The 12,299-nt window shown below is 60.8% G+C and carries 10 protein-coding genes and 2 pseudogenes; 3 read left to right on the plus strand and 9 right to left on the minus strand.

Annotated elements, in window-relative coordinates; all coding sequences use genetic code 11:
* Positions 1-884: 884 nt before the first annotated feature.
* From AC629_RS37400 to AC629_RS50795, 5 genes are all read right to left on the minus strand, one after another.
* Positions 885-3,365, minus strand: coding sequence for a branched-chain amino acid ABC transporter ATP-binding protein/permease (locus AC629_RS37400; protein WP_245332111.1), 2,481 nt, complete (start codon positions 3,363-3,365; stop codon positions 885-887).
* A 53-nt stretch (positions 3,366-3,418) separates the two neighbouring features.
* Positions 3,419-4,294 carry a branched-chain amino acid ABC transporter permease gene (locus tag AC629_RS37405; RefSeq protein WP_084809757.1) on the minus strand — a complete coding sequence of 292 codons (876 nt, stop codon included), beginning with the start codon at positions 4,292-4,294 and terminating at the stop codon, positions 3,419-3,421.
* A gap of 65 nt (positions 4,295-4,359) precedes the next feature.
* Positions 4,360-5,613 carry an ABC transporter substrate-binding protein gene (locus AC629_RS37410; protein ID WP_084809749.1) on the minus strand — a complete coding sequence of 418 codons (1,254 nt, stop codon included), beginning with the start codon at positions 5,611-5,613 and terminating at the stop codon, positions 4,360-4,362.
* A gap of 349 nt (positions 5,614-5,962) precedes the next feature.
* Positions 5,963-6,238, minus strand: a complete 276-nt coding sequence (locus AC629_RS37415; protein ID WP_084809750.1) for a hypothetical protein — start codon at positions 6,236-6,238, stop codon at positions 5,963-5,965.
* Positions 6,178-6,453, minus strand: a complete 276-nt coding sequence (locus AC629_RS50795; protein WP_502693081.1) for a mechanosensitive ion channel family protein — start codon at positions 6,451-6,453, stop codon at positions 6,178-6,180. The genes AC629_RS37415 and AC629_RS50795 overlap by 61 nt, the downstream gene beginning before the upstream one ends.
* A gap of 378 nt (positions 6,454-6,831) precedes the next feature.
* On the opposite strand from AC629_RS50795, the pseudogene AC629_RS37425 reads away from it, so the two are divergent.
* From AC629_RS37425 to AC629_RS49320, 3 genes and pseudogenes are all read left to right on the plus strand, one after another.
* A pseudogene (locus AC629_RS37425) lies at positions 6,832-8,010 on the plus strand (IS1182 family transposase); the annotation flags it as partial.
* A 761-nt stretch (positions 8,011-8,771) separates the two neighbouring features.
* A complete protein-coding gene (locus AC629_RS37435; protein WP_201724309.1) occupies positions 8,772-9,131 on the plus strand; it encodes a hypothetical protein in 360 nt (119 codons plus the stop codon).
* Between the two features lie 591 nt (positions 9,132-9,722).
* A pseudogene (locus AC629_RS49320) lies at positions 9,723-9,893 on the plus strand (transposase); the annotation flags it as partial.
* Positions 9,894-9,930: 37 nt separating this feature from the next.
* Here the strand turns inward: AC629_RS49320 and AC629_RS37445 are convergent.
* From AC629_RS37445 to AC629_RS47315, 4 genes are all read right to left on the minus strand, one after another.
* The gene (locus tag AC629_RS37445; RefSeq protein ID WP_063707305.1) at positions 9,931-10,359 is read right to left on the minus strand and encodes an anthrone oxygenase family protein; all 429 of its coding nucleotides are present in this window, start codon (positions 10,357-10,359) and stop codon (positions 9,931-9,933) included.
* 55 nt (positions 10,360-10,414) lie between these two features.
* Positions 10,415-10,891 carry a methyltransferase family protein gene (locus AC629_RS37450; RefSeq protein ID WP_084809754.1) on the minus strand — a complete coding sequence of 159 codons (477 nt, stop codon included), beginning with the start codon at positions 10,889-10,891 and terminating at the stop codon, positions 10,415-10,417.
* A 335-nt stretch (positions 10,892-11,226) separates the two neighbouring features.
* Positions 11,227-11,493, minus strand: coding sequence for a hypothetical protein (locus AC629_RS37455; RefSeq protein WP_210419161.1), 267 nt, complete (start codon positions 11,491-11,493; stop codon positions 11,227-11,229).
* Positions 11,494-11,915: 422 nt separating this feature from the next.
* Entirely contained in the window at positions 11,916-12,089 is a 174-nt protein-coding gene (locus tag AC629_RS47315) for a hypothetical protein (RefSeq protein ID WP_168195684.1), read from the minus strand.
* Positions 12,090-12,299: the final 210 nt, after the last annotated feature.

The raw sequence follows: 12,299 nt of genomic DNA on the forward strand, positions 1-12,299 counted from the left end.
ACTCTGAGAGCTTTCGCGCTGACAACGTATCGGTGAACAACCGGCTCGGTACTGGTGAGAGAGAGTTCGGCACCCTTCTCTAAACTGAGCACCTAACTGAATGTGGTCGCGATACCAGGTGGAAAGGCCTCCCTGTTCCAGCGTCCCACCTATTCGTTGCCCATGTCCGAGCACCAGTTTTTCGATACCAAAATGAACATGTTTCACTCACTGTCCCACATGAAACAGTCGCCGCGAAACGCCCTCCCTCAGGAGCAGAACTAAGAGCGCCTCATGAGCAAGGCTGAGCCGTTTCATTGCTTAATCGGTGGCAGACATCCATAAGGTACCGATGGATCAGCGGAGCGGCACCGGGCTAACACGCAAGCCCCAACCCGATGCTGCTTACCGAACACATACGGACGGGGACGTGCCGAAACCGCCGTTCGGCCGAGGACGCGAGCAGCCGATGACATAATCCGATCAATAGTTTCCAGCCGAGGTCTGCGAGAGGATAAGTGATAAGTAGAGATGGAGGACCAGTCTTCCCGGCGCATGCGAACACTGGGTGACCCAAATGGTCACGTCGAGGCCTGTCCGGTAATGAGAACGCACGCGCGCTGATTTCCATGATGGTCCGGAGCAAAAACAGCTCCAACTAGAGACCGGATACGTTGATGCAAGACCGCTTACTACCACCAGATCGACGAAAACCTCTTGCAACGCGCGGCCGGACCATACATTGGGTCATTTTCCACAGTTCCATGTGTTCCTGAGAGGTCCGGTTATCCTCCCCACCGTGACAACAGACCTTGCAAATCGGCAGCTGGGGGCACAAAGCCTGAGATCGAGCTGTCAGGTTTGACTGATCGAGAGTGTCAGCTTCCCTACCATCGGGTAGCTAGCTAAATCCAGAGGACCTTGCGGCGCAGGCCGAGATCCGCGTGCAGCGGGGCAGCCGGCCCCTCGTGCGTGATGCGCCCGCGGTCGAGCACGTAAACTCGGTCGGCAAGCGCCAAGGCGAGATCGAGATCGTGCTCGATCATGAGAATCGGGACGTCGCGCCGGAGCGCGTCAATCACGCCGAACACCTCCACCACCATGGCTGGTGAGAGGCCTTCGAACGGCTCATCCATCAACAGGATGCGCGTATTGCCGACGAGCGCGCGGGCGATTGCCACCATCTGTTGCTCGCCGCCAGAGAGCGTATCGGCCTTCGCGTTGAGGCGCTGCGCGAGGCGCGGGAACATCGCGAACAAGCGCTCCTCGCTCCAGCGCATGCCTTCGCGGCCGGTGCGCCGCAGCCGGCCCATTTCCAGGTTCTGCGCGACGGTCAAGGTCGGGAACAATCGGCGGCCTTGCGGGACGAGACCGATTCCGGCGCGGGCGGCGTCCTCGGGCGATCCACCGGCGATATTTTTTCCCAGGTATTGCACGCGGCCGGTGCGCGGCGGATTGAGACCCATGATCGCCTTGAGGGTCGAGGATTTGCCCGCGCCGTTGCGGCCGAGCAACGCCACCACCTCGCCGGCGCGCAGCTCGAGCGTGACGTCGTGCAGGATGTGGCTGGCGCCATAGAAGGCGTTGACCGCGTCGAGCCTGAGCAGCGGCTGCGCCGCTGGCGTCGTGCCGGACGGTGCCCGGGCGCTGCTGATGCGGCGTCCGGTGCCGAGGTAGACCGATTGCACTTGCGGATGGGCGCGCACCTCGGCCGGCTTGCCGGCGGCCAGAACCGCGCCGTTGTGCATCACGGTGATGTCCTCCGCAAAGGCGAACACGCGGTCGATGTCGTGCTCGATGACCAGCACGCTCATGTGCTCGGACAGCCGCTTGATCAGGCCGACGATGCGCTCGCGTTCCGCCGGCGCGAGCCCGACGAGCGGTTCGTCCAGCATCAGGACGCGCGGGCGCACCGCTAACGCAAGGCCGATCTCCAGGAGGCGCTGTCCGCCGTAGGAGAGGCTGCCGGCCCGCACGGCCTCGAGCCCCTCGAGCCCGAGAAACTTGACGAGCGCATCGGTGTCGCCATTCACGTCGGCGAGCGAGTCCGCCCGTTCGAGCAGGTGGAACCGGCGGCGATCGCGCGCTTGCACGGCAAGCCGTAGGTTCTCGCGCACGGAGATCGTCTTGAATATGTTGGTGATCTGGAACGAACGGGCGAGACCAAGGCCGGCGAGGCGCTCCGGGGGAAATCCGGCGACGTTGCCCCCCGCGTACAGGATCGAGCCGCCGTCGGGCGGGAATAGGCCGGTCATCACGTTGAAGAACGTCGTCTTGCCTGCACCGTTTGGGCCGATCAGCGCATGGATTCCTCGTGGCGGCAGGCGAAGGCTCACTCGATCGACGGCGATAAATCCGCCGAAACGTTTGGAGATCTCACGCGCCTCCATCGCCGGCTCGGATCGCAATTTTGCGACGTCGCGCAGGAAATCCGGAATCTCGGCGCCCGGATTCGGCGTAACCCTGGCGGCCATGGCGGCCGCTTCCTCGTGTCGTCTGCGGAATGGGGCAAGGATGCGCTCGCCGAGCCCCATGAGCCCGCCGGGCGAGAGCAGCACGAATCCCATGAACAGCAGCCCGAACCAAAGCTGCCAGCTTGCGGTGTAGCCGGTCAGCAGTTCGCGGAACAGGATGAAGAACAAGGCCCCGAGCGCCGGCCCGAGAAAATGGCGCTGGCCGCCGATCACTGTCATGGCCAGGATCTCGCCCGAGAAGGCGACGTGCACGAGATCGGCGGAGACGAAATATTTGAGGAAGCCGAACAGAGCGCCGGCCAGCCCGACGACGGTCGCGGAGACGATGAAGCCGTACAGCTTGTAGCGGCGGACTGGAAAGCCGGCGAAGCGGGCGCGCTGCTCGTTCTCGCGGATTGCGATCAGCACCCGGCCGAAGGGCGAGTTGACGATCCGCCACATCAGCCCGGCGACGAAGACCACGATCACGCAGACGGCGACGTAGAAGATGTTTTGGTCATCTAGATCGAGACCGAGCAACCGGCCGCGCCGGATGCCACCGAGGCCGTTCTCGCCGCCGGTGAAGCTCGTCCACCGGAACACGACGTAGAAGATCATGGCGGTGAGCGCGAGGGTGAGCAGCGAGAAATACACGCCGCGCCGCCGCAGGATGAGGAAGCCGATCGCAAGCCCGCAGACCGCCGCGAACCAAGTTCCGAACAGGACGGGGATAAACGCGCCGCCCTTGGTGATGTGGATCTGCAGGAGCGCCGCGCCATAGGCGGCCAGCCCGAAGAAGGCGCCGTGGCCGAAGGAGACGAGGCCGGTGTAGCCGAGCAGCAGATTGAAGCCGAGCCCAGCCATGGCGAACAGCGCAAGCTCGGTCGCAAGCGCCGTCGTGAGGCCGAGCGTGGACATGAGCAACGGCAACATCGCTAGCGCCGCGGCGAGAACCAAGATGGGATGTTGGCGCTTCCACATCGGCTTCACGCTTCCAGGCGATCCATTCGTTCGCCGAACAGGCCGCGCGGACGCACAAGCAGCACCAGCACCATCAGAGCGTACATGGCCGCCTCCGCTGCCGGCGGATAGACCAGCACGGTCAGCCCCTTGACGATGCCGGTGAGGATACCGGCGAGCACGACGCCCCAAAAACTGCCGAGCCCGCCGATCACGACGATGACGAAGGTCGCTGTGAGGATCTCTGTGCCCATCGCCGGCTGCACGCCCGCAAGCGGCGCCGACATCACACCGGCGAGCCCGGCGATGCCGACGCCCAGACCGAAGATGATGGTCAGTACCGGCCGCAAGCGGATGCCGAGCGCGCGCACCATTTCGGGGTCTGAGGTGCCCGCACGCACCACCATGCCGAACGAGGTCTTGTAGAGGAGCAGCCAGGTGCAGGCGATCGCCGCCATGGCCACGCCGAGCACCGCCAGCCGGTAGTTGGAAAACAGGAAGCCGCCCACCTTGAGCGCGCCGCCGAGCGACGGCGGGATCCAGAACGGCAGACCGGTTGCGCCCCAGATGAGCCGGATCACCTGCTCAGCAGTGAGCGCCAGCCCGAAGGTGAACAGGAGCCCGAGGATCGCGTCCTCTTGGTAGAGCCAGCGCAGGAACAGCACCTCGATCGCCATGCCGACCGCGGCGACGGCGACGGGGGCGGCGACGAGCGCGCCATAGAAGCCGGCGGCATTGGCAAGCGTCACCGCCAGATAGGCGCCCAGCGCATAGAACGCACCATGGGCAAGGTTGACGACGCCGCCGAGGCTAAAGACGAGCGACAGTCCAAGCGCCAAGAGGATGTAGTAGGCCCCCACCACAAGGCCGTTCAGAATCTGCTCGATGACTATGAAGAGCATGAGATGGGACCGGTTTTCCGAGCGCCGACCGCTCTTGCCGTCGCTGCCCGGATCGGGCGAGGGGCTCAAGTCGCAAACGAACAGGCGTTTTCCGCCTTGGTCGGCTGGATCAGCTCGAGCGATTCATCGGGCCCGGGCGAGGCTTCGATGATCTCGAAGATATCCCATTTGTCCTTCGCCTTGTCCTTTTCCTTCACCTTGACGACGAACATCTCCTGGAGGAGCTGGTGGTCCCAGTCGCGAAAGAAGCCCTCGCGGTTCTTCAGCAGATCGAACTTCATGCCTTTCTCGAGGACTTCGATCAGCTTGTCGGCCGCGGTCGATTTCGCTTCCGTCATCGCTTGTGCGACGATTTGCATGCCCATGTAGTCGCCCCAGGCCTGGTTGTCGGGCGGACCGCCGAACTTGTCGGTAAAGGCCTTGGTGAAGGCCACGGCCCCCTTGTTGGTCAGCCCGTGGTACCAGAGGCTTTGCCAGTAGCCCGAGAGGGCGTCGATGCCGGCGGCCCAGAACGGGATGGTGTCCATGACGCCGCCCGCCAGCTTATAGGTCAGACCGTACTCCTTATATTGCTTGAGGAAGGTGGTCTGGTCGACGCCAGCGAGATTGAGGTACACGAAGTCCGGGTTCGCTTGACGGATCTTCAAGATGTAGGGCGAGTAGTCCGGGGTATTGGTGGGCACCAGATCGTTCTGCACCACTATGCCGCCGTTCTCCTGCAGGAAGCGGGTGGAAACGCGCGCCAAGTCGTGCCCGAAGGCATAATCGGCTGTCAGCATGTACCATCTCGCACCCTTGATCAGTCCCTGGCGCTTCTGCCAATGGCCGATGGTCTTAGTGTACATCGTGTTACAGCCCTCGATGTGGAAGGTGTAACGGTTGCAATTGGCGCCCCTGAGCTCGTCGGAATTGGCGCCGGTGTTGAAATAGAGCGCCTTGAGCCGCTTGGCTTGCTCCATAATGGCGCCGGCCGAAGCGGAGCTGATCTCGCCGATGATCACCAACACCTTGTCCTGCTCGATGAGCTTCTGGGCCTTGGCGACGGCGACGCCGGGATTGACGCTGTCCTCAGTAATAAGCGCAAGCTTGCGGCCGAGCACGCCGCCGCGGGCATTGATCTCTTCCACGGCCATCTTGGCGCCATTCTGGCCATAGACGCCAAGCTGACCGAGGAAGCCGGTGAGCGGAGTCAGGTGCCCGATCTTGATGGTGTCTACCTGTGCTTCGGTGATGGCCGGGAAGCCGACCATGCCGAGCACCGCCGTGCCGGTGGCGGCCTTGAGCACGCGGCGGCGCGAGAGCGCCTGTGTCTGCGTCATGGGTTTCCTCCGATGTCGATCGGGCCGCCCGAACGCGGCCTTCTTTAGCGGGTGTAGCGTATCACTGCCGAGTGCCAAGGAGCAGCCCTGTGACCTGCCGCGGCAGGAAACCGACGACATCTCCTTTAAGTCCGAATCACGACCCGGCCGGCGTAGAAGCTTCGACGGGCAAGAGCTGTGAACGGCTGGTTCGGGTCAAAATGCGCCGTCTGACCGATCGACTTGGACCCAAGTACGTCTCCAATCGGACCACAAGCGGACACCCTCGCGGGCCGCGAGCGATCTGGCGCACGACCGCGCAGTTATTCCCTTGTGGCGTTAAGGCAAGTAGCGGGGTTTCCGAAATTCCTCATCGATGCATCCACGCCCTCGAAATCGAAAGCAGTGTGTGACCGATGACACTGAAGAGCGCGGCGAAGCCCCATATAGTGAACATGTTCTCTTTGTAGCTTGCAGAAAAGCCAGCGCCTTCGGCGATCACATCGCCGATGTACTTCCACCAGCCGGTGAGAGTGCCCGGCAACCCTCCAGTCGCATCAGCAATCGCAAGCGTGACTCCCGAGATCACGGGGAGATAGAAGACGAGGACCACGGCTGCGGCGAGAACACGGAAAATGAATCGCATGAGACCTCCAATGTGCGCAATGGGTTGAAGCGGGCTCGCCGAAGCACTGCCGCGATTGCGCTTGCCACTAAGGCCGCGACGAACCAGCGGATAATCAGGATCGCAGCAAAGGCAAGAATCTTGGGAATGGCGGGGAAGAATACTGCCATCGCGGCCACAAGGGATGTGAGCATAGCCTCGCTCCAATCCCGAATGCTCGTAAGCGTCGCATTCATGATGACTTCCTCCAGGTGGAGCGCGGACGGCTTCCTCCCCGTCCAGCGCGCGGAACTCACAAAGACAACACCGTGAAGATCGGAAAGGTTCTGACGCTTGCAGTCCTAAGACAGAACGTTTGGGGGTGAGACGGGGATTTTGCAGGCGCGAGGGCGGCACCGGCGAGCACCCGGACCATGCATCGTGTGCCGTGGCGTGCCCTGGCGATGGACGACTGGAGCGAGTCGTTTCGCGTACGCTGCCGCGGAAAGGCGTCATTCTGGGAGTGATGTGGGTCGGCGTGCATGCAGAGCACGCCATCGTTGGAAATTTCGGCGGCGGACGGTTCTTCGAATACACGCCCATGGCGATACCATCACCGTCGCGGCGCGTCATCGCTCGATGACTATATGACCGAGGATAACCCGGTGCGAGCGGTCGACGTGTTTGTTGACGGTCTCGATCTCGACAAAGCTCGGGTTTGTCGGTGTCCAGCCACTCGATACCGGCCGACCCAGCTATCACCCCGGTGTTATGCTCAAGCTCTACATCTACGGCTACCTCAATCGCGCGCCGCCGAGCCGACGCCTGGAGCGGAATGCCAGCGCAATATCGAGATGATCCGGCTGACCGGGCAGTTGGCGTCGGACTTCAAAACCATCGCAGATTTCCGCAAGGACAATGGCAAGGCCATTCGTGAGGTCTGCCGCGTCGCGCTGTGCCGCAAGCTTGAACTGTTCAATGCAGCGAGCGTCGCCATCGACGGATCAAAGTTCAAGGCGTCAATGCCCGGGACAAGAACTTCATCGAGGCCCAAGATGAAGCGGCGTTTGAGCGGATCGATGAGAGCATCGCCCGCTACCTCTCTCAGCTTGAAACCGCCGATCGGCATGGCGATGCGGTCCCGGAGGTGAAGGTTGAACGGTTGAAGGGCATGATCGAGAAGCTTAAGGAGGAGATCGTTCGGCTCAACGCGATCAATGCGGAAATGATGAAGAGTGAGGACAAGCATATCTCGCTGACCGATCCTGACGCGCGCTCGATGGCGACAAGTGGCAAGGACACCGGGATCGTTGGCTATAACGTGCAGATTGCAGTTGATACGCAGCATCATCTCATCGTGGCTCACGAGGTGACCAACGTGGGCACCGATCGCCACCAACTCGCCAACATGGCCAGGCAGGCTCGCGACGAGATGGCCGTCGAGACGCTCGAAGTCGTGGCAGACCGCGGTTATTACGATGGAGAGGAGATCAGGGCCTGCGAGGAAGCCGACATCACGGTGACGTTGCCGAAGCCAATGACTTCGGGCGCCAAGGCTGCCGGCCGCTTCGGCAAAACAGGACTTCGTCCATGTCGCCGCGGACGATGTTTACCGCTGTCCCGCCGGCGAGCGGCTAGCTTATCACCATACGAACGTAGAGGACGGAAAGACACTGCGCCGCTATTGGACAAGCACCTGCAAGACCTGCGCGCTAAGAGCTCAGTGCACGACAGGCCCCGAGCGCCGCATCTCACGCTGGGAGCATGAGGCCGTTCTGGAAAAAGTTCAGGATCGGCTCGACCACAACCCCGATGCCACCGAATTAGAAGCTCGGCGCCCGTGAATGCGCCGGAGCGCCCCAAATTGCGGGATTTTCCCACGGCCTGGGCCATGAGCAGAAATGCTCCCTCCCAGACCGCTGCACGAAAACCGCGCATCCTTCATCTTTCGAGACTTTTACGCAATGCATCTATGATTTGACCCTGCCTCGAACGCGCCTTCATAAAGCTTGGCAATGTCAGCGTGTAGGCCGGTCGGATTAAGAACGCCTCCGCAGGCGAAGTAAGCAGCAAGTCTCGAACTGTCCTGCTTGTTGTAGCTCGCGGTGAATGCAGCGACGAGCTTTTCGAGTTCTTGTTTGAGCTTTTCGTCTCCCTCCGCAGCGGATATGATTCCCCCTAAGAACAATATAGTTTAATGGACTTTCGCAGAACGGTCTTATTGCGCGCCATCGGCCGTGCAGACCGCTGGCCCGACGACGTCCGGTTGTTCGACATCGAAGGCGCTTCACCTGCACCGCTTGCGGCAAGCGCGGTGCGGACGTCCGCCCGGACTTCCACTGGTCGGCGGGATGGGCTATCGCTAAGGCGATTACGGGGTTGACCAACTGCCGCTCGCAGCCCCGCAAGAAGAGATGGAGAGCGCGAAATGATGTGGCCTTATAGCCTACGCACCTTTCGAAGCCATCGTGGTCGCGCAGGTCCAGCCGCTCCACGTGGCGCGACATCCAGCAGCTCGACGGCCTCAACCTGCAGGGAACGCGCAAGGCGATCTACCTCAAGGGCGAGATCGACGGTGTTCGCCGCGGGCGCGGCGATACTGTGCTACATGGCGATCTCGCCGGCGGAGGCCCACGATGCGTCGCATCCCGAGCTGGACGGCTGGTATGAGAAGCTAGAGAGCGGGAAGGGTCCTTGCTGCGATGGCTCAGACTCGGCGCACGTCGAACCGAGTGACTGGGAGACACAGAACAAGCCGAGAAGTCACTACAAAGTCAGGCTTGATGGCGTGTGGGCAGACGTGCCCGACGAGGCCGTGGTGACGGGGCCGAATCGTGATGGCCGTACCCTGGTCTGGTACTACGACGGTTGGACCGGTCACAGCGGCATACCCGGCAAAGTAATCAAGTGCTTCATGCCGGGCACGATGACCTGAGATTCAAGATGAGATTGACCGGCTTTGCGGCCTGCTGCTCGCGCGTGCCTGCCCGCATCGCGGGCAACGACCTGCAGTTTATTCTGCGGTTTTCTACTTGTGATTGGGAGTGGATTAGAATCCCTCCCTCTCCGCCACCTCAAAAATTGTCGTCGATGGATTTGCGGTAACTACGCTGCTTCCGAGTGGGCCGAAGAAGTGCGGGTTTGCGAGTTTTGGCCTCTTCTTACGGTAACAAAACCTAGCGATTTCAACGTCCCCGCCCAGACTACGACAGGCAACGATTTCTCGCTGCCTCGCTATTCAACTGATGCGTTTCGCGGGCAGAAAGACCTACGCCCCAGCGTGACAAGGCAGTCAAGACAGTGCGACGGTACGTCGTCGACCCCGTGAATTAAGCCATTCCCCTGGGCCGGCCTGCGGCACGCCGGCAACAACTGCGCCTACCGAGGCCGCTTTACTGGCCGGCTCGTGTTTGATGCTTGCCTTTCAGAGCTCTGTCTGCTCGTGGCCGATTCTGTTGAAAAAGGCAGCGGTTGCGACGCAGAGATATCGGTGATTCAGTCTGTCTAATTGGCAGGACTGAAGATCATGATGGGGCATCGGCAAGTCGAACAGGCTGTGTTGTTCTATGAGTTCTCACTCGAAAGGCACATTCCCGCCGACCACTTGCTCCGGTCGATCGATAGATTTGTCGACCTTGAACAGATTAGGCAGGACCTGGCGCCCTTCTACAGCAGTATCGGTCGACCTTCGATCGATAGGGTCAGAAGGCGACATGAGCCATGCTCAGCGATCTTCAGTGGAGGGCCCACAGATATGCGAGAGTTGCAGCAAGGCCGAGCATAGTTCTGACGGCATGCAGCCGTCCCCACGACTCGAGCATGGCGCGCGATGTTGGACCCGCGTCGGTCTCCGCGATAGCCTTCAGCCTGTTATTTGTCGGCATAATGCCGATAAGGGTATAGGGCCAGTTCGCGAATATGAGCACCGCGCCAACGATCCATCGCCAATCCCCGGTGATCCACGCCGCGAGCAAACCGAGTGCTGCTGAGATGGCGGCCAGGCTCGCTTGCATCGTGTAGCCGGCGTCGTAACTGGGCTTCCATTGCTTGAGCAGATTCTTGTCGTCCAGCGCCAAGCGCGCTGGGTGCTCAGCGAAATTGACGTAGAAGGCCGCCCCCGCAAATGCGGCGGCAAGAATGAGTGCCAGCTGACCGGCAAGCATGGAACCACTCCTTCCAAGTGCGTGGATCCCGCCCGTTACATTATCTGAGCAACGACTAAATCCATCGCCGTACGCGCGCGGCATAATCCAGATAGGTCTCCCCGAATCGCGCTTGTAGATGCCTTTCCTCCCGCTCGATAGCGAGCTTTTGCACTGCGAATGAGGCGAGGATCGCTAGGAGCAAAAACCACACAATGCCCGAGACCAGTCCAATCCCCAGTACAAGCATCGTGCCGGCGAGGTAGAGCGGATTGCGCGTAAAGGAGAAGGGGCCATCCGTGACGAAGTGATCCGTACCGCGATCCGGCCTCACAGTCGTTCCCGCCCGGCGCATTGCGCGGATGGCTGAAATGTTCAGGGCGACGAATGCCGCTATCATCAGCCAGCCGAGCACGAAGAGGATACCTGACAGCGGCTGCCCGATCCATGGGAGTGGATAGAATACGTTCGACAAGACGCTGATGGCGATCGCCGCCAAAAAGATGATCGGCGGCCAAGGCAGACTGTTCGGCCGTGCCGTCACATCGTTCATTGCATTCCTTCCTCAACCTGGCGCTGCCTGGTGGTGCAGAGGGCCGCCCTGATCCTGGCCAAATCGCTCACTATCGCAAGACGTCTAGTGCTTTGGCGCAATAACAAAGACGCTACTATTCGGGTCCACCAGATCGATTTCGGCTGCCTTGGCCGCATCCACGTTTCGGCGTCGGCCGCGCGGCAGCTTCGGGTCATTCGCGACGGTTTGGCCCCACGGCCACGACTTGCGGTCAGCCCTGGTGAGCGGACGTTTTCAGCGCCGGGCGCAAGCTCCCAAAGGGCCAGAAGCAGAAGTCGCACCTTTCGACCAGCATGTATCGCGGCGCGTTGGCCTCACTTGAGAACGTGCGGAAAATACTTTTCATCCCACTCGTCGGTCCTTAGGTAAACCTTGCCCCACTCAAGCACCCGATCGCCTTCGCGATAGGCCGTAGTGGCAACTTCAAGCTCTCCAACAGGTGCAGGCCCTAGATGAAAGTGCTCGTTCTCGACTGTTAGCGCTTTCAGCTTCTGCACGAGGAGGTCACGCCCCTCAGGATTGAGCCACATCTCAAACAGACCATCGGCAGCCAGACTCAGGGTGATGCGGGGCGGTGCCATGAGGTTTCCTTCCCAATGGGATCGTAGGAGGGGTCTAGCAACATGACCGAAATCCGGGTCTGAGTATCTGAGGTCTACTTTTTGGCTGCGTTTGGGCCGATCTAAGTTGGTGGCTTACGGGAGTACGTCTTCGGATCGAAAAGTGCGGCGAGACCGCGACGAGTGCAATTGCCGCGAGGAATAGGACAGAGATAGGGTCGATGAACAAATACAAGAGTACCGCTATTGCCACCAACGCCAGAGCGGGACCGACAAATGCGGGGTGCGTCTTAATCCACTTGATCACCGAGTTGCGGACCTCAGGGATGCAGGCCGCAGCGGTGACGAGGCCGACAACTACAATCAGCCATTTCGGCATAGGACGGCGCGCCTCGTTAGCACGACAAAGCACAATAGCTAAGCACGCTTTCGCACGTGCGGTTTCACGTAACCGAAATGTCTAATCCAGCAGGATCGCGATTGACAAACAAACGGGTTCTCTCGTCATCGTCAAACTCGATGGCAATCTTATCAGCGCGATGACGCCAAACAATCCGGACGGTTTTTCCTTTCATAAGCTCTGTTAGTTTCTCAGCCTCTTGCTCTAATTCTGTCATGGGGGACTCCGCTGGTCCTGTGCTCTCTACTTAGGGATGCACCCTTGCGCTTCGGTAAGTACTTGAGTTCAAATTGTACCGAATGCTGGAGGCGAAGTCGGCTGTGGTCCGGCCGTGCTCCGGCCCTGCCAGTACGAGAAGCTGGCAAGGGGCGCTCAAGACGAGGAGCACGCCATGTCTCAGAAACTCAACGCCGCGATCACCGTGATC

The organism is Bradyrhizobium sp. NAS80.1, assembly GCF_001908205.1.
Taxonomy (GTDB): Bacteria; Pseudomonadota; Alphaproteobacteria; order Rhizobiales; family Xanthobacteraceae; genus Bradyrhizobium.